The 23,082-nt window shown below is 64.0% G+C and carries 22 protein-coding genes; 11 read left to right on the top strand and 11 right to left on the bottom strand.

All coding sequences use genetic code 11. From position 1 onward, the window contains the following. Window positions 1-8: 8 nt before the first annotated feature. Window positions 9-1,853: a dihydroxy-acid dehydratase gene (gene ilvD, locus CKW40_RS16625; protein ID WP_095200956.1), complete on the bottom strand. Its 1,845-nt coding sequence runs from the start codon at window positions 1,851-1,853 to the stop codon at window positions 9-11. 267 nt (window positions 1,854-2,120) lie between these two features. Here ilvD and CKW40_RS16620 point away from each other — a divergent pair, with 267 nt between their 5' ends. Then, window positions 2,121-2,591 carry a VOC family protein gene (locus CKW40_RS16620; protein ID WP_095200955.1) on the top strand — a complete coding sequence of 157 codons (471 nt, stop codon included), beginning with the start codon at window positions 2,121-2,123 and terminating at the stop codon, window positions 2,589-2,591. A 170-nt stretch (window positions 2,592-2,761) separates the two neighbouring features. Here CKW40_RS16620 and CKW40_RS16615 read toward each other — a convergent pair whose 3' ends face one another. Further along, window positions 2,762-4,354, bottom strand: a complete 1,593-nt coding sequence (locus tag CKW40_RS16615) for a peptide chain release factor 3 (RefSeq protein WP_095200954.1) — start codon at window positions 4,352-4,354, stop codon at window positions 2,762-2,764. Between the two features lie 132 nt (window positions 4,355-4,486). Between CKW40_RS16615 and CKW40_RS45955 the strand changes: the two genes are divergently transcribed. Beyond that, the gene (locus tag CKW40_RS45955) at window positions 4,487-4,753 is read left to right on the top strand and encodes a DUF6959 family protein (RefSeq protein ID WP_095200953.1); all 267 of its coding nucleotides are present in this window, start codon (window positions 4,487-4,489) and stop codon (window positions 4,751-4,753) included. Between the two features lie 8 nt (window positions 4,754-4,761). Beyond that, window positions 4,762-5,835 carry an NAD(P)/FAD-dependent oxidoreductase gene (locus CKW40_RS16605; RefSeq protein WP_095200952.1) on the top strand — a complete coding sequence of 358 codons (1,074 nt, stop codon included), beginning with the start codon at window positions 4,762-4,764 and terminating at the stop codon, window positions 5,833-5,835. Here CKW40_RS16605 and CKW40_RS16600 read toward each other — a convergent pair. The 3 genes from CKW40_RS16600 to CKW40_RS16590 all read right to left on the bottom strand — a co-directional run bounded on the left by CKW40_RS16600 (window position 5,829) and on the right by CKW40_RS16590 (window position 8,645). Then, window positions 5,829-7,202 (bottom strand): amidase, encoded by a 1,374-nt coding sequence (locus CKW40_RS16600; protein ID WP_095200951.1) that lies wholly within the window; start codon window positions 7,200-7,202, stop codon window positions 5,829-5,831. The two genes, CKW40_RS16605 and CKW40_RS16600, sit on opposite strands and share 7 nt — an antisense overlap. A 378-nt stretch (window positions 7,203-7,580) precedes the next feature. Continuing rightward, the gene (locus tag CKW40_RS16595; protein WP_095200950.1) at window positions 7,581-8,381 is read right to left on the bottom strand and encodes a class II glutamine amidotransferase; all 801 of its coding nucleotides are present in this window, start codon (window positions 8,379-8,381) and stop codon (window positions 7,581-7,583) included. 15 nt (window positions 8,382-8,396) lie between these two features. Beyond that, complete coding sequence (locus CKW40_RS16590; protein WP_095200949.1) at window positions 8,397-8,645, bottom strand: DUF6356 family protein; 249 nt, start codon at window positions 8,643-8,645, stop codon at window positions 8,397-8,399. Window positions 8,646-8,758: 113 nt separating this feature from the next. Between CKW40_RS16590 and CKW40_RS16585 the strand changes: the two genes are divergently transcribed. From CKW40_RS16585 to CKW40_RS16565, 5 genes are all read left to right on the top strand, one after another. Beyond that, window positions 8,759-9,229 (top strand): Lrp/AsnC family transcriptional regulator, encoded by a 471-nt coding sequence (locus tag CKW40_RS16585; protein ID WP_095200948.1) that lies wholly within the window; start codon window positions 8,759-8,761, stop codon window positions 9,227-9,229. Between the two features lie 96 nt (window positions 9,230-9,325). Continuing rightward, window positions 9,326-9,811 carry a dUTP diphosphatase gene (gene dut / locus CKW40_RS16580; protein ID WP_095200947.1) on the top strand — a complete coding sequence of 162 codons (486 nt, stop codon included), beginning with the start codon at window positions 9,326-9,328 and terminating at the stop codon, window positions 9,809-9,811. After that, entirely contained in the window at window positions 9,811-10,470 is a 660-nt protein-coding gene (locus tag CKW40_RS16575) for an HAD family hydrolase (RefSeq protein ID WP_095200946.1), read from the top strand. Before dut ends, CKW40_RS16575 begins: the two co-directional genes overlap by 1 nt. Window positions 10,471-10,536: 66 nt before the next feature. Beyond that, window positions 10,537-11,391: a hypothetical protein gene (locus CKW40_RS16570; RefSeq protein ID WP_095200945.1), complete on the top strand. Its 855-nt coding sequence runs from the start codon at window positions 10,537-10,539 to the stop codon at window positions 11,389-11,391. 73 nt (window positions 11,392-11,464) lie between these two features. Continuing rightward, window positions 11,465-12,268 carry an isocitrate lyase/PEP mutase family protein gene (locus CKW40_RS16565; RefSeq protein WP_095200944.1) on the top strand — a complete coding sequence of 268 codons (804 nt, stop codon included), beginning with the start codon at window positions 11,465-11,467 and terminating at the stop codon, window positions 12,266-12,268. Between the two features lie 23 nt (window positions 12,269-12,291). Here the strand turns inward: CKW40_RS16565 and CKW40_RS16560 are convergent, their stop codons facing one another. Continuing rightward, entirely contained in the window at window positions 12,292-12,990 is a 699-nt protein-coding gene (locus tag CKW40_RS16560; RefSeq protein WP_095200943.1) for a sulfate transporter family protein, read from the bottom strand. Between the two features lie 93 nt (window positions 12,991-13,083). After that, window positions 13,084-13,986, bottom strand: coding sequence for a DMT family transporter (locus tag CKW40_RS16555; RefSeq protein ID WP_095200942.1), 903 nt, complete (start codon window positions 13,984-13,986; stop codon window positions 13,084-13,086). Window positions 13,987-14,221: 235 nt separating this feature from the next. On the opposite strand from CKW40_RS16555, the gene CKW40_RS16550 reads away from it, so the two are divergent. Together CKW40_RS16550 and CKW40_RS16545 are read left to right on the top strand one after the other, a co-directional pair. Continuing rightward, window positions 14,222-15,214, top strand: a complete 993-nt coding sequence (locus CKW40_RS16550) for an adenosine kinase (protein WP_095200941.1) — start codon at window positions 14,222-14,224, stop codon at window positions 15,212-15,214. A gap of 271 nt (window positions 15,215-15,485) precedes the next feature. Beyond that, window positions 15,486-16,175, top strand: coding sequence for an antitoxin Xre/MbcA/ParS-like domain-containing protein (locus tag CKW40_RS16545; protein WP_095200940.1), 690 nt, complete (start codon window positions 15,486-15,488; stop codon window positions 16,173-16,175). A gap of 17 nt (window positions 16,176-16,192) precedes the next feature. Here CKW40_RS16545 and speB read toward each other — a convergent pair whose 3' ends face one another. After that, window positions 16,193-17,152 carry an agmatinase gene (gene speB, locus CKW40_RS16540; protein ID WP_095201052.1) on the bottom strand — a complete coding sequence of 320 codons (960 nt, stop codon included), beginning with the start codon at window positions 17,150-17,152 and terminating at the stop codon, window positions 16,193-16,195. A gap of 47 nt (window positions 17,153-17,199) precedes the next feature. Continuing rightward, a complete protein-coding gene (locus tag CKW40_RS16535; RefSeq protein WP_095200939.1) occupies window positions 17,200-18,306 on the bottom strand; it encodes a polyamine ABC transporter substrate-binding protein in 1,107 nt (368 codons plus the stop codon). 134 nt (window positions 18,307-18,440) lie between these two features. Here CKW40_RS16535 and CKW40_RS16530 point away from each other — a divergent pair, with 134 nt between their 5' ends. After that, complete coding sequence (locus CKW40_RS16530) at window positions 18,441-19,331, top strand: LysR substrate-binding domain-containing protein (protein ID WP_244571200.1); 891 nt, start codon at window positions 18,441-18,443, stop codon at window positions 19,329-19,331. Window positions 19,332-19,362: 31 nt separating this feature from the next. Here the strand turns inward: CKW40_RS16530 and CKW40_RS16525 are convergent, their stop codons facing one another. Together CKW40_RS16525 and CKW40_RS16520 are read right to left on the bottom strand one after the other, a co-directional pair. Continuing rightward, window positions 19,363-20,454: a sensor domain-containing diguanylate cyclase gene (locus CKW40_RS16525; protein ID WP_095200937.1), complete on the bottom strand. Its 1,092-nt coding sequence runs from the start codon at window positions 20,452-20,454 to the stop codon at window positions 19,363-19,365. A gap of 176 nt (window positions 20,455-20,630) precedes the next feature. After that, the gene (locus CKW40_RS16520; protein ID WP_095201051.1) at window positions 20,631-22,910 is read right to left on the bottom strand and encodes an NADP-dependent malic enzyme; all 2,280 of its coding nucleotides are present in this window, start codon (window positions 22,908-22,910) and stop codon (window positions 20,631-20,633) included. Window positions 22,911-23,082: the final 172 nt, after the last annotated feature.

Raw genomic sequence — 23,082 nt, 5'->3', positions numbered from 1 at the left:
TCAGCAGATCACTCCGGCACGTGCCGCACCGCGCCCTTGTCGGCGCTGGTGGCGAAGGCGGCGTAGGCGCGCAGCGCCGTTGTCACCTTGCGCTTGCGCTTTTCCTCGGGCTTCCAGGCCAGGGCGCCCTTGGCCACCATCGCCGCCCGGCGTGCTTCAAGTTCGGCGTCGCTGACCGCGAGGCGGATGGTGCGGTTGGGGATGTCGATCTCGATCGTGTCGCCCTCCTGGACCAGCCCGATCGTGCCGCCTTCGGCGGCTTCCGGCGACGCATGGCCGATCGACAGGCCCGACGTGCCGCCGGAGAAGCGGCCGTCGGTGACCAGCGCGCAGGCCTTGCCCAGGCCCTTCGACTTCAGATAGCTGGTCGGATAGAGCATTTCCTGCATGCCGGGGCCGCCGCGCGGTCCCTCATAGCGGATGACGACGACGTCGCCGGCCTTGATCTCGTTGGAGAGGATGGCCTTGACGCTGGCGTCCTGACTTTCGAAGACCCGCGCCGGGCCGGTGAATTTCAGGATCGACTCGTCGACGCCGGCAGTCTTCACGATGCAGCCGTCGAGCGCCAGATTGCCTTTCAGCACGGCAAGGCCGCCGTCCTTCGAGAACGGCGTTTCCGCCGAGCGGATAACACCCTTCTCGCGGTCGAGGTCGAGATCGTCCCAGCGACGGTCCTGGCTGAAGGCGACCTGCGTCGGCACGCCGCCGGGAGCGGCGAGGAAGAAGTCGCGGACATTCTGGCTGGTCGTACGGGAAATATCCCAATGATCAAGCGCTTCGCCGAGGCTGGCAGTGTGCACCGTCGGCAGGTCGCGGTTGAGCAGCCCGGCATTGTCGAGCTGGCCGAGGATCGCCATGATGCCGCCGGCACGGTGGACGTCTTCCATGTGGACGTCGGACTTGGCCGGCGCCACCTTGCAGAGCACCGGAACCCGCCGCGACAGCCGGTCGATATCCTCCATGGTGAAGTCGACCTCGCCCTCGTGCGCGGCGGCCAGGATGTGCAGCACCGTGTTGGTCGAGCCGCCCATGGCGATGTCGAGCGTCATGGCGTTCTCGAAGGCGCCTTTCGAGGCGATGCTGCGCGGCAGCGCTGTCTCGTCATCCTGTTCGTAATAGCGCTGGGCGAGATCGACGATGAGATGGCCGGCCTCGACGAACAGCCGCTTGCGGTCGGCATGCGTCGCCAGCGTCGAGCCGTTGCCGGGCAGCGACAGGCCAAGCGCCTCGGTCAGGCAGTTCATGGAATTGGCGGTGAACATGCCCGAGCAGGAGCCGCAGGTCGGGCAGGCCGAGCGTTCGATGACCTTGACGTCCTCGTCGGAGATCTTGTCGTCGGCGGCCGCGACCATGGCGTCGACCAGGTCGAGCGCCTGCGTCTTGCCGGCCAGCACCACCTTGCCGGCCTCCATCGGCCCGCCGGAGACGAAGACGGTCGGGATGTTGAGGCGCAGCGAGGCCATCAGCATGCCGGGCGTGATCTTGTCGCAATTGGAGATGCAGACCATGGCGTCGGCGCAGTGCGCGTTGACCATGTATTCGACGGAATCGGCGATCAGCTCGCGCGATGGCAGCGAATAGAGCATGCCGTCATGGCCCATGGCGATGCCGTCGTCGACGGCGATGGTGTTGAATTCCTTGGCGACGCCGCCGGCCTTCTCGATCTCGCGCGCGACCAGCTGGCCGAGGTCCTTCAGATGGACATGGCCCGGCACGAACTGGGTGAACGAATTGACCACTGCGATGATCGGCTTGCCGAAATCGGAATCCTTCATGCCGGTAGCGCGCCACAGGCCGCGGGCGCCGGCCATGTTGCGGCCATGGGTGGTGGTGCGGGAGCGATAGGCAGGCATGTTTTTTCCTTGGTGGCTGGCCGCAGCCGAGGAATGGCGCGGCGGAGCTGAATTCGGATCGCTGGCTTTATAGACTCGCAAGTATGGTCTGGCCACATTTTTGCAATGCGCCAGATTCTCGCGAAAAACGAGAGCCCCCGAAAAAATCGCATGCCGCTGTCGGATCGCGTGCCGCACGACCGTCCTTGGACAGACGGCAAGGAATGGCACCGTTCTCGGAGTCAGCCGTTTCCCTGTAACAGCAAAGAGCAACCCGAGGAGCACGACATGCAAAAGATCACCACCTGCCTGTGGTTGGACGACCAGGCCGAAGAGGCGATGAATTTCTACGTGTCCATCTTCAAGAATTCGAAGGTGCTGAGCGTTCTGCGTTGGCCCGAAGGCCACGCCGATGAAGGCAAGGCGCTGGTGACCACGTTCGAACTCGACGGCGTGCAGTTCCAGGCGCTCAACGGCGGACCGCAATTCAAGTTCAGCGAGGCGATATCACAGTCGATCGACTGCAAGACGCAGGAAGAGGTGGATTATTTCTGGGACAGGCTCATCGAAGGTGGTGGCGAACCGTCGCAATGCAGCTGGCTGAAGGACAGATTCGGCGTCTCCTGGCAGGTCGTGCCGGAACAGTTGCCGCGCCTGCTTCTGGATCCGGACCGGGCCAAGGCTGGCCGTGTGATGTCGGCGATGATGCAGATGAGCAAGATCGACATCGCCAAGATCGAAGAGGCGGCGAAGGGGTGAGAAGTGGTCCGCGTAGCGGATGAAAAGCCAATTGCTTGGCTTTTCGAGCTTCGAACGCCCTGAGCCTGCGAAGGGCCGGAGACGCATTGCCCTTTGATCGTTCGACGTCGGCGCTGCCCCTCATCCGCCCTTCGGGCACCTTCTCCCCGTGAACGGGGAGAAGGAAGAGCTCACGCCGCCTTGTCGCGGACCTGATAGTCCTTGATGGTGGCGAAGCGGATGGCTTTCCAGCGTTCGGCTTCGTAGTTCAGCGAGAAGGCGTGCTGGGCGAGGAATACCGGGTCGTTGTCGAGGTCGCGGGCAATGTCGCCGCGATGCGCCTCGATGAAGCGAAGTGTCTCGGCCTTGTCGTCAGCCGAAATCCAGCGGCAGACGGAAAAGCGTGACATCTCGAATTCGACCGGCAGCGTGTATTCGAAGTTCAGCCGCTCCTTCAGGACGTCGAGTTGCAGGGCGCCAACGACGCCGACGATCGCTGGTGAGCCGTCCTCGGGCGAGAACAGCTGCACGACGCCTTCCTCGGCCATCTGGTGCAGCGCTTCCTTGAGCTTTTTTGCCTTCATCGCGTCGCCAAGGCGGACGCGGCGCAGGATTTCCGGGGCGAAATTCGGCACACCCCTGAAAAGAATTTCCTCGCCTTCGGTCAGCGTGTCGCCGATGCGCAGCGTGCCGTGGTTGGGGATGCCGACAACGTCGCCGGCGAAGGCTTCGTCTGCCGTGACGCGGGTGCGGGCAAAGAAGAATTGCGGCGCCGACAGGCTCATCGGCTTGCCGGTGCGCACCAGCTTGGCCTTCATGCCGCGCTCGAGCTTGCCCGAGCAGACGCGCACGAAAGCGATGCGGTCGCGGTGGTTGGGGTCCATGTTGGCCTGGATCTTGAAGACGAAGGAGGTCATCTTGTCCTCCGTCGCCTCGACCTTGCGGGTGTCGGCTTCCTGCGCGCGCGGCGGCGGCCCGAAGGCGCCGAGCGCCTCGATCAGGTCGCGCACGCCGTAATTGCGCAGCGCCGAGCCGAAATAGACCGGCGTCAGATGGCCCTCGCGGAAGGCATCAATGTCAAGAGGTCGGCAGGCTTCGCGCGCCAGTTCCAGTTCCTCGATGAAGGCCTCGCGCTCGTTTTCCGGCAGCAGCCCGGCGACGCGGTTGGAATCGGGACCGTTGACCGGCGTGCGCTCCTTCTCGTCATCGCCCTTGCGCACGGCGTTCAGCGCCAGATGATAGGTGCCGGAAAATGTCCTGCCGCGGCCGATCGGCCAGGTGATGGGGGCGGTGTCCAGCGCCAGCTTCTGCTCGATCTCGTCCAAAATCTCGAACGGATCGCGGCTTTCGCGGTCCATCTTGTTGACGAAGGTGATGATCGGGATGTCGCGCAGCCGACAGACCTCGAACAGTTTCAGCGTCCGCGGCTCGATGCCCTTGGCGGCGTCGATGACCATGACGGCCGAGTCGACCGCCGACAGGGTGCGATAGGTGTCGTCGGCGAAATCCTCGTGACCGGGTGTATCGAGCAGGTTGAAGACATTGTCCTCGTATTCGAAGGTCATCACCGAGGTGACGACCGAAATGCCGCGCTCGCGCTCGATCTTCATCCAGTCCGAGCGCGTCTGGATCTTGTCCTTCTTGGCCTTGACCTCGCCGGCAAGCTGGATGGCGCCGCCGAACAGCAGCAGCTTTTCGGTGAGCGTCGTCTTGCCGGCATCGGGGTGCGCGATGATCGCGAAGGTGCGGCGGCGGGATACCGCCTGTTCGATGTCTTCTGCCAATTTCTGGAATCCTGTCTGTGGCGCGGGCTTCTAGCAGCGCATTTCAGGCAAGTCGAATAAAAAGGATCGGGTTGCGATCTCGGCCTATGACATGATCTCAGCGATGGTGCGCAACTAGACAGGAGCGGATGAATGCGAAGCGAGCCAGTAGAAATCTATTCGGATCAAACCAACGCCGCTATCATGCGGCATCCAGGACGCCGTTTCCCCGGGCTCCTCATCCAAGGCGATACGCTCTACATCCTCTGTAGAAAGGCGGATGACATTTGTGCCGCGATAGGGCGAGGTCAGCCGGGTTTTGACGAAGCCAATGAATTGCGAAACAGTTTTTGGGCTTATCTCAATCACTACAAGATCGTGCTGACGGAGCATGATCTCCCCCTACCTTTCAGCCACTAGGTCAGAGCATGAGCAGCACGAAACAAGTGATCGTCATCGGTGCCGGCATCATCGGCGCCTCCATCGCCTGGCATCTGACCGGGGCCGGCGCCAAGGTAACCGTGATCTCCGAGAGCGGCGCCGGCGGTGTCGCCACGCCCAATTCCTTTGCCTGGATCAATGCCAGCTGGGGCAACCCAAAAGTCTATTTCCGGCTGCGCAGCCGCGCCATGGCCGAGTGGAAGCGGTTGGCGAACGAGTTGTCAGGCCTGCCGCTCAACTGGTGCGGCGGGCTGTGCTGGGACCTGCCCGCCGACCGACTCGAAGCCTATGCAGCCGAGCACTCTTCCTGGGGCTACGGCATCGAACGCGTCGACGCCAAGCGGGCGGCGCAAATCGAGCCCAACCTCGTCGTGCCTCCTGAATTCGCTGTTTATGTCGCGGAGGAAGGCGTGGCCGAGCCGGTTGCAACGGCCAAGGCGCTGCTGGCGGATGCCGGACGGCATGGCGCGCGGGTCATTGCCAGCACGGTCTCGGCGCTGGTCCAGACCAACGGCAGCATTACCGGCGTGGACACGTCGCATGGGCTGATTGCCGCCGATGAGGTGGTGATCGCCGCTGGCGTCGGCTCGCCCGACATTGCCTTGACGGCCGGCATCAAGCTGCCGATCGAGACGCCGCCTGGTCTGATCGTCCATTCGCGGCCATACAAAAAGCTGCTCAACGGGCTGGTGCACGCCGAGAGGCTGCACATGCGCCAGACGGCTGAGGGCCGCATCATCGCCGGCTCGGATTTTGCCGGCGGCGATCCCGGCGAGAACCCTGAGGCGACGGCGCGCGACCTCTTCGCGGTCGCGAAGGCAGCGTTGCGCGGCGCCGACGGGCTGGAACTCGATTTCCACACCATCGGCTACCGCCCCAATCCGATCGACGGCTTTCCGATCATCGGCCGGGCCGAAGGCATGGACGGCGTCTACATCGCGGTCATGCATTCCGGCATCACGCTGGCGCCGGCCGTCGGCCTGTTTGCCACGCGGGAAATTCTTGACGGCGAGCGCGACCCGCTGCTGGCGCCGTATGGGCTGGCTCGGTTCGCTCAGTAGCCGAGCGAACGGCGAAAGCCGCCGGTGAACGGCTCGATCGCCGCCGCAATACCAAGCAGCCGGGATTCCGACCAGCGCTTGCCGACCAATTGCAAGCCGATCGGCAGACCGTAGCGATCTTCTCCGCACGGCATCGCAAGTGCTGGGTGACTGCTGTAGTTGAAGACGGCGCCATAGGCCGGCAGCATCCAATAGCTTTGGTCCTTGCCGTCGACCTTGATCGGCGTGCCCGGTTCGCAATGCGGGAAGGCCGTGGTCATGGCGACCGGGCAAAGCAGCGCGTCATAGCTGTCGAAGAACTGGTCCCAGGCGAGAACGGATTTGTCACGGCGGGCGAGCGCCTCAAACCAGCTCGAGACCGACGTCGGCTGCTCCGGCGGTTCGGGTTGCGCGGCCTCCATCATCATGCCGATCAGCGCGCCGCCTTGCGCGAGATCGTCGTGCAGATCGAGTTTGGGCAGCTTCGCTTCCTCGACGATGGCCCCCGCCGATTGCAGCTGCCTTGCGAGGTTTTCAACCGCGGTGCTGATGTCGCCGGCCACCGGAAAGCCGGGGAAGGACGGCGCGAAGGCGATACGCAATGTCTTCGGGTCGAGCTTCGGCACGGTCTCGACCGGCACCGGCGCCAGATCGGTGTCGCGCCCGTCCGGGCCGGCGATGATTTGATAGATCAGGGACAAATCGTCCACGCTGCGCGCCACCGGTCCGAGGCAGGACATCAATCGCACGCTGCGCGCAGCGCCGCCTGGATCGGGAAAAGCGCCAGCCAGCGAGACGCGGTGTTCGGTCGGCTTGAGGCCATAGACACCGCAGAAGGCGGCGGGCAAGCGGATCGAATCCTGCATGTCGGTGCCGATCTCGAAGGGTGTCATGCCGGCCGCGACCGCCGCCGCCGCGCCGCCGCTGGAGCCGCCCGCGGTGCGCTCAGGGTTCCAGGGATTGTTGGTGCGGCCGAACAGCGGGTTGTTCGACTGCCAGTCGGACAGCATCGTCGCGACATTGGTCTTGGCCATAAGCACGCCGCCAGCCGCCTTGAGCCGGGCGACGACCGGGCTGTCGCGTCTGGCGATATAATCGGCGAGGGGCGGAAAGCCGACGGTGGTTTTCATGCCTGCGGTTTCGTGCGTGTCCTTCAGCGTGAAGGGAACGCCGTGCAGCGGTCCGGGCGTGGCGCCGCGCGCGAGTGCCGCGTCAGCCTTCTTGGCACGCTCGCGGGCACCTTCCCTGTCGAGCGAGATGACGGCGTTGATCGCCGCGTTGTGCCGGTCGATCTGCGCCAGATGAGCGTCGAGTGCTTCGACGGCGGAGATTTCGCGGTTGCGAATCGCAGCAGCGAGTTCGGTTGTCGAGGAGAACGCGATGTCCATGGCAAATGCTCCGGCTTGACCGCGCTCGTCCGATCAAGATGCGGAGAGCGGCGCTGCTTCAAGAGGAGTTGAGCATTCGGTATAGAATAGCGCTTGATTGAAATTGCTCACGTCCGTCAAGGTCGGCGCTCTACGGCGCCCCCCTCTGTCCTGCCGGACATCTCCCCCACAAGTGGGGAGATCGGCAGCTTCAGCGCTTCGCTCAATCCTGCAGCGTTGGAGGTTGGCGAAAGCCATGGTGACATCCAATCTCCCCCTCGTGGGGGTTGAGGAGTGGTCCGCGTAGCGGACGGAAAGCCAATTGCTTGGCTTTCCGAACGACGAACGTCCGGCAGGACAGAGGGGGGCGCTGGCCCGCGATGTCGCCGCAATTTGCAACTAGACGGCCAGTGCCAGTCTGGCCGATGCGGGCGCGAAAGGACGGATGGCCATGCCCTCCCCCGTCATGGTGACGAAACTCGATGGCGGAATGGCCTGCCAGTCGCCGCCTTCACGATCGAACGGCTCCGAAACGATGCAGCGGCCGCCGCCCCTGCGCAAGGAGGAGGTGTAAAGCGTCGGCGCATGCGCGTCGGTGGCATAGCGCACCGCGTGCAGCGCTTGCCCGTCGGAGAAGGCGGCGGTGAGCTTCAAGGCCGGCTCAAGGCCGGCGCGGCGAGAAACTTCAAGCACGCGGGCAGTGGCGCGCGCGACGGCGCCTTGCGGGTCGTCGGCCAATCCCTCGTCGATCATCAGCAGGAAGAAAAGTTCGGAATCGGTGGTGCCTTCGCGCTGGTCGAAGACAGCGTCGGACAGGGAATTCTCCAGCGCGCGGCGGATCTTTTCGAAGCCGCCGATCTGGCCGTTGTGCATGAACGACCAAGGACCGGAGATGAAGGGATGGCAGTTCATGCGGCTGGTGGCGCCACCGGTCGATGCCCGCACATGGGCGAGGAACAGGCCGGATTTGATCTGCCGGCACAGGCTCTTCAGATTGGGATCCGACCAGGCCGGCAGGATGTCGCGGTAGAGGCCGGGTTCTGGCCGGTCGCCATACCAGGCAAGGCCGAAACCGTCGCCATTGGTCGGCGACTTGGCTTCCTGGGCGCAATGGCTCTGGGCTATCAGCGAGTGGCAGGGCGCGGTCAGGATGTCTTCGAGAAAGACCGCTTCACCGAGATAGGCCGCCCACCGGCACATCGCTTCTGTCGTCCTTTAGGCGCGATCCGGAAGAGCCGCAGGCCCCTTGGTCGCGTGTGTGCCTCTGTTGTGCGTCCGCTCGTAAAGCTCGCGAACGATTCGGCTGGCGGTAGTCTCGAAGAGAAATGGCAAGAAAGCGTGAACGAGCGCGGCGCCGGCCGCCATCAGCAGGCGCGAGGAAAACCAGGCGGCAAAGGCCATATGACCGAAATAGGTTTCGCCGACCTTGGCCGGATGAGATGTGAAGATGCTTGCGAGCGACATGTTGTTCCCCTTCAGCGCTTGCGTTCCAATATGAGTATCCTGACACGCTTCGCCGGTTCATCGGTCTCAAAATGTCCTTGTATCTTGCCGCTTTATGGGACAAACATCCCAACATGGCGCTGGATATCGATGAAATAGACCGCAAACTGCTTGCCGAATTGCAACGCGACGGCACGCTGTCGGTCGACCAGCTGTCGGAACGGGTGGCCTTGTCGCGCAATGCCTGCTGGCGGCGCGTCAAGCGGCTGGAAGAGGATGGCGTCATCACCGGGCGCGTGGCGCTGGTCGATGCCGACAAGCTCGGGCTTGGCCTTTCGGTGTTCATCCTGATCCGCACGTCGAATCATGATCCCGACTGGCTGCACAAATTCAGGGCGGCGGTGACCGGCTTTCCCGAGATCACCGGCGTCTACCGCATGTCGGGCGACCTCGACTATGTCTTGCGCGCCCGCGTCGCCGACGTGAAGGCCTATGACCGACTCTACCAGCGGCTGATCGCCAAGGTGGCGCTGTCCGATGTCTCGGCCTCCTTCGTCATGGAGGAGATCAAGGAGACGACGGTGGTTCCGATGGAAGTGCGCTAAAGCGTGCTCAGGTCATAGTGATGCCTGAAAGAAAGCCGTTGATAGCGGTGCGCGCGAATTGACCGAATCGGCAATCGCGCCGATAGGATCGATTTTATGCGCGCAGCTTTCCAAAACTCCTCCGTCATCGGTCCGACTGTCGGCTTCGTCAGATTGCCGCACGCTGAAGGACTGCCCCTCCCCGCCTATGAGAGCACTGGCGCCGCCGGCATGGATCTGCGCGCGGCGGTGCCCGACGACCGGCCGCTGCTGATCCTGCCTGGCAAACGCGCCTTGGTGCCGACCGGCCTGATCCTGGAAATCCCCGAAGGCATGGAAGGCCAGGTGCGGCCGCGCTCCGGCCTTGCTTTCAAGCATGGCCTCACCGTCCTCAATTCACCGGGAACGGTCGACAGCGACTATCGCGGCGAGGTGAAGGTGCTGCTGATCAATCTCGGCGACGAGGATTTTGCGGTGACGCGCGGTATGCGCATCGCCCAGATCGTGTTCGCGGCGGTGACGCAAGTGGCCGTCGAAGAGCGTTCGCTCGCCGGCGGCACGGCGCGTGGTTCGGGCGGGTTCGGATCGACCGGCACCGCCTAATGCAAATTCCAAAGCTGGTCATCTTTGACTGCGACGGCATTCTGGTCGACACGGAGAACCTCGCCAATCGACGCCTCGCCGAATGGCTGACGGCCGCCGGCTATCCGACGAGCTTCGAATATTGCCGCAAGAATTTCTCCGGCCGCAGCATGGCCTCGGTGCAGAAGGAGATCGAGGCGCAGACCGAGGTGCGGCTCGGCGCCGATTTCGTCGATCGCTGGAATGCCGGCCTGCCGGACCTGTTTTCCCACGGCGTCGAGGCGATCCCCTATGTGCGGGAGTTCATCGAGGCGGTCCGCGCGGCCGGCATCCCCTATTGCGTCGCGACCTCGGCCAGGATTTCGAAGATGCACATCACGCTTGGCCGGACCGGACTGTTGCCGCTGTTCGAACATGCGATGTTCTCCGCGACCATGGTCGGGCGTGGCAAGCCGTTTCCTGACCTGTTCCTGCATGCGGCCAAGACCATGGGCTTCGCGCCCGCCGATTGCATCGTCATCGAGGACAGCGTTGCCGGCACACAGGCCGGGATCGCCGCCGGCATGCGGGTGTTTTCCTATCATGGCGACCCCTATTCGGACCGCGACGGCCTGACCGAGGCCGGCGGCATCCTGTTCGACGACATGCGCGAACTGGCCGGGCTGGTGCCGATTCATTGATTTCGGCACTGCTGCACGGAACCGGAAACCCGTGCTAGCGTCAGTGGCCTGATCCTGGGGGGCCTCATGCCAACGAACCTTGTCCGCGTCATCCTCGCCTTGATGCTGCTGCCGCTGCTGTGGACCGCGGCCGGCGCGCAGACTGTGAGCTTTCCCGAACTCAGCAGCACCCTGCCCGGCCGCACCGATGTGACTTACCTCGACCTGGCCAAAATGGTCATCCCGGATCTCGCCTCGGACGGGCAGGGCTTCTACAAGGGCGGGCTGCCGATCGAGATGCGCCACATCGCGGGACCGGATAGCGGCGGTTCACCGCCCGAGACATCCAGTTTCCCCAACGCCGCCTTGCTGCCCATCAAGGCCGGCGGCAAGGACCGGCTGGCGATGTTGTTCGACCTCGGCGATTCTCCCGACAGCGCCGAGGGCTATGCGATACTCGCGCTCTACGACGTCACGGCCAAGCCGAAACTGCTCGATGCGGCCAATGTCGCGGTCGACCGCAGCACCTATTTCCGCGAGCCGAACAAGCTTTCGATCGGCGCCGGCGACGACATGCTCATCACCATGAGCACGCATTTCAATTCGAGCCAGGGCTATGTGATCACGCCGCTGATCATGGTCCGCGACGACAGGTTCGAGCTGATCGACATGATCTACACGTTCGACGAAAGGCTCTGCGCCTACAGCCGCAAGCAGGATGTGGCGTTCCAGTCCATCGCCGACGGCCAGCCCTATGCCGCCTTCAAGGTGACGGTGACCGACAGCACCGTGCCCAGCGATGAAAGCTGCGACGACGCGCCGCCCGAGGCGTTGTCGCGCGACATCTCGGTCACATACCACTGGGACAAAAAGACATCGCGCTACGTCGCGGATTCCGACGCACTCGCCAAATTGTCAGCAGAGAACGAGAAACGCTTCTGAACCAAACGCATTTATTTGCCCGACCGGAGACAGCGCGATAGCATCCGCTCGACACTCGTCATGGGGAGCATTCATGGACAAGGGCAAGATCTTTCGCGACCTGCATGCCTCGACCTTCGTCATGCCCAATCCCTGGGATCCGGGCACGACCAAGCTGCTCGGATCCTTCGGCTTCAAGGCGCTGGCGACGACCAGCGCCGGCTTTGCCTTTTCGCGCGGCCTGCCGGACGGCGCGGTGACCTTCGAGCAAATGATCCATCATTGCCGTGAGGTGACGGCGGCGACCGACCTGCCGGTCTCGGCCGACTTGGAGAAGGGCAAGGGCGACAGCGCCGAGCGGGCCGCCGAGACCATCTTCGCGGCGGAAGCGGCAGGCCTTGCCGGCTGCTCGATCGAGGACCACACCGGCGATCCGGACAGGCCGATCTACGATTTCTCCCATGCGGTCGAGCGTGTCGCGGCGGCGGTGGAAGCGGCGCGGGCGCTGAAGCGCGATTTCGTCTTCACGGCGCGCGCGGAGAATTTTCTCTGGGGCAAGTCCGATCTCGACGACACCATCAAGCGGCTGCAGGCCTTCGAGAAGGCCGGCGCCGACGTGCTCTATGCGCCGGGCATCGGCGACGTCGAGATGGTGCGCACGCTCTGCTCGGCGGTCGGCAAGCCGGTCAACGTCATGGCGAAGCCAGGCTTCACCATCGCCGATCTCGCAATGGCTGGTGTGAAGCGCATTTCGCTCGGCCCGTGGCTGACCAATTTCGCCTATGGCATGCTGGAGACGGCGGCGCGCGAGATCCAGCAGGACGGCACGTTCGGGTTCACGCGCGCCGCCATGCCGTTCGGCAAATTGCAGGCGCTGTACGGCAAATCCTCGGCCTAATGGGCCGATTGCATGACTTGCGGTTACCGGCGGCTTTCGCGCGCGGAAATCGCCTTGTGCAGATGCACCATCATGGCGGCGGCGAAGAGCGGCGTCAGCAGATTGAGCAGCGGCACGGCAAGGAAGGCCGCGATGACCAGCCCGGCGAGAAACACCGTGCCGGCATACTGCCGGCGCAAGGCCCTGGCTTCGTCCTCCGGGCGAAAGCGCATGGCGGCGAATTCGAAGAATTCGCGGCCGAGCAGATAGCCGTTGACGATGAAGAAAGCGGCGATGTTGATGCCCGGCACCAGCAGCAGCAGAAGCGCCACGATGTTGCCGAGGATGACGACGCCGAAGAATTTGATCGCCAGCACCAGCGAGCGCAATGCCGGCATGGCGCGCCCGATCGGCTCGAGGGGATAGTCGGTGCGCTCGACCACCTCGGCAACATCGTCGAGGAACAGGCCGGCGATCACCGCCGTGACCGGCGCGACGAGCAGCGCTGTGCCGAAGGCGAGCGCTATCGCCGCGATGATGCCGCCCAGCCAGCCGGCCCAGGACGGTATGCCGGGCAACAGGGCCTGGAGCCATGGCAGGGCCAGCCACTCGACAAGGCTGGTCAAGCCGAACCACAAGGCGACCAGCGCCAGCACGGTCAGGCCCAGCGTCTTGAGGAACACGGCACGAAACGGTGGCGAGAGCAGCTCAAGGGCCGCGGTGCGGGCAGCGTCGAATATCACCGTGCTTCAACCCCCATGTCAGCGATAGCGCCGGAAAGGCGGACGCTCCCGAGATAGGCAGGGCGGGGCTTGAGCACAAGTAAATCCAGGCGCCTACCGTGCCAGTGCCGGCTTTCTGACCGGTATGGTCATGGCCGCGACGCCGACCACGACAAAGGCCATGCCCAGCCACGCCGTCGGCCCCAGGCTTTCACCGAGGAAGACAGCACCAATGCCGACGCCGATCGGCACGCGCAGATAGGCCTGCGACGTCGTGCCGACCGAACCCAGCGTGTGGATGAGGCGGAAATAGATGACGAAGGCGAGCGCCGTCGAGAACACCGACAGGCCGAGCAGGGCCAGGATCGACGCCATCGATGGCGTGAGCGTCCAGGGCTGGTCGACAACCAGGCTGAGCGGCACCAGCATGACCGCGCCGCAGAGCATCGAGCCGGCCGCCGGCAGCATCGGATCGAGTCCCTTAAAGCCACGACCGAAAATGGCGGCGCCGGCATAGGAGATCGTCGCGATGACGATGGCCAGTTGCGCCCACAATTCATGGCCAAGTCCACCAAGCGCCTCGGTGCCGATGACGAGGCAGATGCCGATGATGCCGGCGCTGACGCCAACCAGCTTGCGCGTCGTCACCGGCTCGTGGCGGGTGATGAGCGCCGTCAGCAGGAAGGTGAAAATCGGCGAGGTGGAATTGAGGATGGTGGCGAGGCCGGCATCGACCGAGCGCTCGGCGGCTGCGATCAGCGTGAACGGTATGACGCTGTTGAGGCATGCCTGGAAGGCGAAGCGGCGCCACGTGGCGGCATCGCGCGGCATGGCGAGCCCACGCCAGCGGATGATGCCAAACAGAATGCCGCCGGCGATCAGAGTGCGGGCGGCGATGAAGGTGACCGGCGGGATCGTTTCGACGCCGATCTTGATGAAGGTGTAGGAGGCGCCCCACAGCACAGCCAACACGCCGAGCAAAGCGAGGTCTGTTGTCGTGTCGTTCTTTAAGGACATGGGCTTGCCGTCTTCGGATGCGGTCGATCGGGCCTGACTTGTAGGCAACGCCGCGAAGAAATGCTTCGTCCACGGTCGAATTGTCGTAGCGCCTGGCGTGTCGCGCTCCGGGGTCCGGGTCAGGGCCGGCATCAGCTGAATATCAACATGCCCTAGGCAAAGCCGTCGCGAATCGCTAAACCCGCGCCCGGCCAGCGTGGCAAGAAGCCGGCTCGGGTTTTTGGCGGAGACATTGATGCCGGATTATGACGTGCTTTGCATCGGCAATGCCATTGTCGACATCATCGCCCAGTGCGAGGAGGACTTCCTCGAAACCAACGGCATCATCAAGGGCGCGATGAACCTCATCGACACGCAGCGCGCCGAACTGCTCTACAGCCGCATGGGTCCGGCGATCGAGGCCTCCGGCGGCAGCGCCGGCAACACGGCGGCCGGCGTCGCCTCCTTCGGCGGACGCGCCGCCTTCTTCGGCAAGGTCTCCAATGATGCGCTGGGCGAAATCTACGCGCACGACATCCATGCACAGGGCGTCGCCTTCGACACCAAGCCGCTCACCGGCGAGCCGCCGACGGCGCGCTCGATGATCTTCGTCACGCCCGATGGCGAGCGCTCGATGAACACCTATCTCGGCGCCTGCGTCGAGCTCGGACCGGAAGATGTCGAGGCCGACAAGGCATCAGGCGCCAAGGTCACCTATTTCGAGGGCTATCTGTGGGACCCGCCGCGCGCCAAGGAAGCGATCCGGCAGACGGCCAGGCTGGCGCATGCGGCAGGCCGCGAAGTGTCTATGACGCTGTCGGATTCGTTCTGCGTCGACCGCTACCGCGACGAATTCCTCGAGCTGATGCGCTCGGGCACGGTCGACATCGTCTTTGCCAACAGCCACGAGATCAAGTCGCTCTACCAGACATCGTCCTTCGATGAAGCGCTGGCGCAGATCCGCAAGGATTGCAAGATCGCTGCCGTCACCCGCTCCGAAAAAGGCTCGGTCATCGTGCGTGGCGGCGAGACCGTGGTCATCCAGGCGACGGCGATCCGGGAACTGGTCGACACGACGGGCGCCGGCGATCTCTACGCCGCCGGTTTCCTGCATGGCTACACGCAAGGCCGCGACCTCAAGACCTGCGGCGACCTCGGCTCACTGGCCGCCGGCCTGGTGATCCAGCAGCTTGGCCCAAGGCCAAGGCAAAACCTGCGCCGCGAGGCGGAACTGGCCGGGTTGCTGTAAGGCGCCTTTCCCTTCTCCCCTTGTGGGAGAAGGAAAAGCGCCTCGCTTCTCACCGTCGCGTGATTGTCACATATCGCTCCTACACGAAAATGAGAGCGTCCCGTGACTGACATTTCGGGGCACTCGCAGTCAGATGGGGTGTTGAAAGATGCAAGACAGCAAGCTGTCGGGCGGTGCGTTTCGTTGCCGCCATGATTTCCGTTTTCCGCACTAGAAATTCAGCAATCGGCCGCGGCTGAGGGGAGCGCGCGCGCGGCCGGAAGACAGATGCATGAGCAGATTTCAGACAGGTCTTGGACAGGACGACTTCGCGGAGATGGTCGCGGAGGACGTCGAACGCGCGCTTGCCCATTATGACGAGGCGATAAACCAATCCACCGTCGTCTCGGTCGGCAAGATCGCCGGCAGCATAGCGTCCGCCGTCACCTTGCTGTCGCCGAAGCATCAGCGCGCCATCGACGCCATCCATGCCGACCTTCCCGGCCTTGCCTCGAAATTCGTGCGTGCGCTGGCGGCGGAAGCCGCGCGTCGCAGCGAAGCCGGGGCCACAAACCTGCCGACGGCTATGTTGGCCGATGAAGCGCTTCCTGTATCGCCCCAGTCCGACGACCTCGAATCGATGCTGATCGAGGACTGGGCCGGCCGCGTCGCCGGCTCGACCTACCTGGAAGAAAACCTGCGCATCGCCCGCTCGACCCTGCACCGCTGGCAAAGGCGCGGCGACGTCATCGCCTTGCGCAAGGGCGGCCGCAAGCACGTTTTCCCGCTGGCGCAATTCGTCGACGGCAGGCCGGTCGCCGGCCTAAGCGACGTGCAGTCGCTGATCGGCAATCCGAGACTGGCCTGGCTGTGGCTGACGCGGCCGTCTGCGCAACTCGACGGCCGCATTCCGATCGACCTGCTGCGGCAGGACCAGATCGAGAAGGTCGTCGAAGCGGCACGGGTGTTCGCGCCGGGCTGAAGCCCTCTGAGCTCGGGCTAGCCTTTCTTCTCCGCCAGCAGGCCAAGATAGTGCTGCAGCACGGCGGCACCGGCGATCGACGTGACGTCGGCATGGTCATAGGCCGGCGCCACCTCGACGACATCGGCGCCGACAATATCAAGCGAACCCAGCCGCCGCAGGATCATCAGCGCCTCGCGTGACGAAAGGCCCCCGGCGACCGGCGTGCCGGTGCCGGGCGCAAAGGCAGGGTCGAGACAGTCGATGTCGAAGGTCAGATAGGTCCTGGCATCGCCGACACGCGCCTTGATGCGCTCGATGACGGCGGCCACGCCGAGTTCGGCGACATCTTCGCCATGCAGGATTTCAAGGCCGCAGCTGTCCGGCGCGTGGGTGCGGATGCCGACCTGGATCGAGCGCTCCGGTATGATGAGGCCTTCGGCGACCGCCCTGGCGACGAACGAGCCATGGTCGATGCGCTTCTCCTCGTCGAGCCAGGTGTCCTGGTGGGCGTCGAACTGGACCAGCGCCAACGGGCCATATCTCTTCGCATGCGCCCTGAGCAGCGGCCAGGTGACGTAGTGATCGCCGCCGATGGACAGCAGCGTGACGCCGGCATCGACGACCTCGCTCGCCTGCGCCTCGATCTGCCAAGGTGTCTCGTCGTGACGGCCGAAATCGAGGCCGCAATCGCCATAGTCGATGACCGCCAGTCTTTCGAACGGATCGGCGCGGAAAGGATATTGCGGGTCGCCCTCCAGAATGGCCGAGGCGCGCCGCACGCCTTGCGGGCCGAAGCGGGCGCCCGGCCGGTTGGACACGGCCGCATCGAACGGGATGCCCCAGACGGCGACATCGACACCGTCAAGGTTGCGGGTCAGCCGGCGGCGCATGAAGGACAGGACACCGCCATAGACCGGCTCGTGCGAGCCGCCATAGATGGTCTTGCCGAAAACGGCATCGTCGGTCTGGCGCGAACGCGGCAGGGAATTGAGCATATCGATCACATCTTTTTTCTGGAGAGAGGTGCCAAGCAGGCCGGGGATCAGTTGGTTCCGGTGGTGAAGCCGGTCCACAGGCGGGTGACCAGGCGCAGCGATTTCTGGTCGCGCGGCTGGGCGGCGAACAGATGCTTCATCGTCTCTTGCGAGAGGTAGATGTCGGGATTGTCGCGAACTGTCTTGTCGATCATCGGCGCCGCCGCCTCGACCGCGTTCGGATAGAGTGTCGCATTGGTGAAGCGGGCGGCGATTTCCGGCCTCATCAGGAAATCCATGAACGCCTCGGCGTTTTCGGGGTGCGGCGCATCGACCGGGATGGTGATGACGTCGAAGAAGATTTCCGTGCCTTCCCTGGGGATGGCATAGCCGACATCGGCGCCGCTTTTGGCGTCCACCGCCTTGGTCGCCGCACCGATCGCATCGCCGCTCCAGCCAAGCGCCAGGCAGAGATCGCCGGCCGCCATCTCGCTCATGATCGAGCCGGATTTGAAATGCCTGATGTAGGGCTTGATCGCGGTCAGCAGATCGGCTGCCTTCCTGATCTCGCTCTCGTCGGTCGAGAACGGGTTGAAGCCGAGATAATTGAGCGCGATCGACATGACGCCTTCGGGCGAATCGACCATGGCGATGCCGCAATCCTGGAATTTTTGCACCACCTCCGGCTTGAAGATCATGTCGAGGCTGTTGACCGGAGCGTCCTTCATCCGCTCGGCGATCCGGGCCTTGTTGTAGATGATGCCGGTCGTGCCATAGGCATAGGGCACCGCATAGGCGTTGCCGGGATCCTGCCTGGCCAGGAAGGCCATGATGTCAGGATTGAGACCCCCGGCATTGGGAATCCCTGCCTTGTCGAGTTTCCGGATGGCACCGGCCTTGATGTACTGTCCGACGATCGATGCGCCCGGCATGATCAAATCATAGCCGGAGCCCCCGGTCAGCGCCTTGGTCGTCAGCATCTCGACGGCATCGAATGTATCGTAGACGACCTTGATGCCGGTCTGTTTCTCGAATTCGGCGATCGTGTCGGCGGGCACGTAATCGTACCAGAAGTAGATGTTGACGGTCTTGTCCTCGCCGGCGTGGGCAACGCCCGTCAGCGTGCAGGCGGACAGGGCGAACATCGATGCGGCAAGGGTGGCAAGATGGCGCATGGCGCGTCTCCCAAGGGGGTTGGATCGCGCAAGAATTGCCCGTTCGGCACGGTCCGACAAACGGCATTTCTGCCCACCATACTTGACAAAAACTCATCTGAAGTTTTGTCTCATGCCCCATGAAGCTGCCTTCGTTGAATGCGATCCGGGCTTTCGAAGCGGCGGCGCGCCTGCACAGCTTCAAGGAGGCCGCCGAGGAGTTGCGGCTGACGCCCTCGGCGGTGAGCCGGCATATCCGTTCCCTGGAACAGGCGCTGGGCATCGAGCTGTTCGAGCGCGGCATCCGCCAGGTGACACTGGTGCCGAAAGCCACGCACTTTGCCCGCCGGCTGTCCACAGCCTTCAGGTCGATCGAGGCGGCCACCGAAGAGATGGGCAGCCATGGCCGCCCCGTTGCCGCCAAGCGCGCCTCGCTGTCGATCAACGCCACCTTCATGAACCTGTGGCTTGCCGACCGCCTGCCGCGTTTTCGCGCGGCGAACCCGGATTTCGAACTCGACGTGTCGATCCATGACGATCAGAACCGGGGCGGTAATCCGAGTGCCGATCTGCGTGTGCTGTTCACCGCCGATGCCGGCAATGCGGACTACATTCAGCTCGTATCGCTGGTGATCTTTCCCGTCTGCGCGCCGGCCCTGCTTGCCGGTCCGAATGCGCCAAGGTTCCCCGCCGATCTCGCCGGACAGAGGCTGCTGCACGAGAACACCACCGCCTGGTGGGAGGAATGGTTCGAGTTGGAAGGCCTGAAGGTCGACGCGAAATCCGGCCCGATCTTCCACGACCCGGCGCTAGCCGTGCGCGAGGCGGTCAATGGCGGCGGCGTGGCGCTGGTCGACAACATCATGGCGCAGGATTTGCTGGCCAGCGGCCAGCTGGTGGCGCCGTTCCCGGTCAGGCATCCAATTCCGGAGAGCTATTGCCTGCAGCAGAAGCCGGGCAACCGCGGCTCGGCCGGCATCAAGCGGTTCCGCGAGTGGCTGTTGCTGGAGATCGCCAGCCACAAGCAAGCGATGGGCCTGGCCTGAGGGCTTTTATGCACACCCTTGAAAGATGCGCCTAAGCAGTCTTGCGAATCGGGTGGCGAGGCCCGGACGATGGCTGTTGCGGCGCCATTTCCGTGGCGGTGACCAGCCGGTTTCGACCACTCTTCTTTCCGACATACATCAGCCGATCGGCGAGCGCGATCAGCGCGTCGCAATCGTCGGCTTCCGTCGGATACATCGCCACACCAACGGTGCAACCGACCTGGATGGCGCCATTGGGCGTCGGAACCTTGATCCGCAACCTCTCCAGGATGCGTTCGGCCACGCGCACGGCCTTCTGCTGCGCCAGTTCGGTGTCGGCCGAGAACAGGAAGGCGAACTCGTCGCCGCCAAGCCGGGCGACGAAATCGGCGCTGCGCAGGATCGAGCGAAGCTGGCTCGACACGCGTTGCAGCAGCGCATCGCCGGCCTCGTGGCCGAGCGTGTCGTTGACTTCCTTGAACCGGTCGAGGTCGATGAACAGAAGCCCGGCCGCCTCGCCGGTGGCACCGCAGCGGGCGACCACCGATTTGAGCTCGTTGTGGAAGGCACGCCGGTTGGGCAGGTCGGTCAAGGCATCGTGGTTGGCCGAATGGTCGCTCTGCTGCTTGGCCACCTCGATCTCGCGTTTTTGCGCGGACAGTTCCTCGTTGGCGGTCTTCAGGTCCAGAAGCAGCTGGGCGTTGAGGTCCTCGACCACCTTGCGGTCGCTGATGTCGACGACGAAGCCTTCCAGAAATTCGAGTTCGCCGGTTTCGTCCCAGACACCGCCGCCGATCTCGCGGACCCAGAGCGGTTCGCCGACCCTCGGCACGATGCGGTAGTCGACGTTCCAGTTGCAGCGCGCCTCGAGCGCGGCGTCGACCGCGGCATAGACCGACGGCAGGTCATCCGGGTGGATGGCCGAGACATAGTCGCGCACCGCGTTGTGAATGAAATCGCTCGGACGATAGCCGCTGACGGTGAAAATGCCGTCGCTGATATAGAGCATGGTGTAGGACGCGTCGTTGCGGCAACGGTAGAGATAACCGTCCATGCGGCCGGTGATGCTGAGCAAGGCGTCCAGCCGCTCGTCGTGGTAGACCCCCTGGCCGACCGCGGATACAGAAACTCCGTCATGCTTCATGGCCGCACCCCCATTTAGCGGTCTGAGCGCGCCGTGGATGCCGTTACGGCATGCGGCAAGAGTTTCCCTATATCAGCTGAATCTTATCAATCTCTTATGGTGGGAGGCGATGGCGTTTGGGCGCCGCCTCGTCCGAAGGCCGGGTCGTTGGATCCGTTCCTTGCGCAGACTGTTCGTCAAGTCCCCGCCGTATAAGCCGCGATTGCCGCCATGTTGACGATATCGCTGTCCTTGGCGTTGAGCGACACGATCTGCACCGGCTTGTTCAGCCCGACCAGCAGCGGGCCGATGACCGTGGAGCCGCCGAGTTCCTGCAGCATCTTGGTCGAGATCGAGGCCGAGTGGAAGGCCGGCATGATCAGCACATTGGCCGGGCCGGTCAGCCTGATGAACGGGTATTGCGCCATGGCCCGCGCGTTGAGCGCGACGTCGGCGGCCATTTCGCCGTCATATTCGAAATCGACGCGGCGCTTGTCGAGGATGCGCACCGCTTCCTGGACGCGCTCGGAGCGCTCGCCTTGCGGGTGGCCGAAGGTGGAATAGGCGAGCATGGCGAGCCTCGGCTCGTAGCCCATGCGGCGGGCAAAGCCGGCCGCCTCCTCGGCGATGTCGGCGATCTGCTCGGCGTTCGGCATGTCGTGCACGGCGGTGTCGGCGACCAGCACGGTCTTGCCCCGCGCGAGCACGATCGAGACGCCGATGACGCGGTGGCCGGGCTTGGCGTCGATGACGCGGCGGATGTCGTCGAGTGCTGTCGAATAGTTGCGGGTCACGCCGGTGACGATGCCATCGGCATCGCCCAGCGCCACCATGCAGGCGGCGAAGTGGTTGCGGTCGTTGTTGATCAGGCGCTGGCAGTCACGGAACAGGAAGCCTTTGCGCTGCATGCGCTCGTAGAGATAGTCGGTGTAGATACCGTTACGGCGCGACAGCCTTGCATTGATGATCTCGATGCCTTGCTTGTTGAGATCGATGCCGGCGTGCTTGGCGTTTTCCTTGATGACGTCGTCGCGGCCAAGCAGGATGGCGGTGCCGAGCTTCTGGTTCACATAGGAGACGGCGGCGCGCATCACCTGCTCTTCCTCGCCCTCGGCGAAGACGATGCGCTTAGGCTGGCGGCGCACGCGGTCGTAGATGCGCTGCAGGGTCGAGGCGATGGGATCGCGGCGGGCCGACAGTTCCTGCGCATAGCGGTCGAGATCGAGGATCGGCTTGCGGGCGACGCCCGACTCCATCGCCGCCTTGGCCACGGCAAGAGGAATTGCCGAGATCAGGCGCGGGTCGAACGGCACCGGGATGATGTAGTTGGGGCCGAATTTCGGCCGGTTGCCTTGATAGGCGGCCGCGACATCATCGGGCACGTCCTTGCGCGCCAGTTCGGCGAGCGCACGTGCCGCGGCGATCTTCATGTCATCATTGATGGTGGTTGCCCGCACATCCAGCGCGCCGCGGAAGATGTAGGGGAAGCCGAGCACGTTGTTGACCTGGTTCGGATAGTCCGAACGCCCGGTCGCCATGATGGCGTCGGTGCGGATCTCGGCGACTTCCTCCGGCGTGATTTCGGGATCGGGATTGGCCATGGCGAAGATGATCGGGTTCTTGGCCATCGACTGCACCATGGCGGTGGTCAGCGCGCCCTTGGCCGAGAGGCCAAGGAAGACATCGGCGCCGTCGAGCGCCTCGGCAAGGCTGCGGGTGTCGGTCTTGACCGCATGCGCCGACTTCCACTGGTTCATGCCTTCGGTGCGGCCCTGGTAGACCACGCCCTTGGTGTCGCACAGGATGATGTTTTCGGGCGCGAAGCCCATTGCCTTCATCAGTTCGATGCAGGCGATGCCGGCGGCACCGGCGCCGTTGCAGACCATTTTCGTGGTCTTCATGTCGCGGCCGGTGATTTCCAGCGCGTTGATCAGGCCGGCGGCCGAGATGATGGCGGTACCGTGCTGGTCGTCATGGAAAACCGGGATGTCCATCAGTTCGCGCAGGCGCTGCTCGATGATGAAGCATTCCGGCGCCTTGATGTCCTCCAGGTTGATGCCGCCGAAGGAGGGGCCGAGGAAGCGCACGCAGTTGATGAACTCGTCGGCGTCCTCGGTGTCGACCTCGAGGTCGATGGAATCGACATCGGCGAAGCGTTTGAACAGCACCGCCTTGCCTTCCATCACCGGCTTCGAGGCCAGCGCGCCGAGATTGCCGAGGCCAAGGATGGCGGTGCCATTGGAGATGACGGCGACCATGTTGCCGCGCGTCGTATAGTCGAAGGCGCGGCTGGGGTCCTCGGCGATGGCGCGCACCGGAACGGCGACGCCCGGCGAATAGGCGAGGCTCAGATCGCGCTGAGTCGCCATCGGCTTGGTGGCGACGATCTCCAGCTTGCCGGGCCGGCCCATCGCGTGGAACTCGAGCGCTTCCTGCGCGCTGACGGACGGGCCGCTGTTCTCAGTTTTCCTGGCCATGATGCTTTTGATTTCCTCGCCGGTGGGTGCAGCACCTCCTTGAAGCGGGTGCTTTGTTTCGGTCCGAATTAAGACCACACACCGCCGCGTGTAAACCGCCCGCGCGCGGGAATCGCAGGCCGAAGGGCAATTGCAGGGAGGCGATCGCCTCGGTCGTCCCCCGTTTTTCGAA

It is taken from the genome of Mesorhizobium carmichaelinearum (assembly GCF_900199455.1).
Taxonomy (GTDB): Bacteria; Pseudomonadota; Alphaproteobacteria; order Rhizobiales; family Rhizobiaceae; genus Mesorhizobium; species Mesorhizobium carmichaelinearum.
Note: the sequence above shows the minus strand (reverse complement) of the source record. Positions and strands in the feature narration are given on the sequence as shown.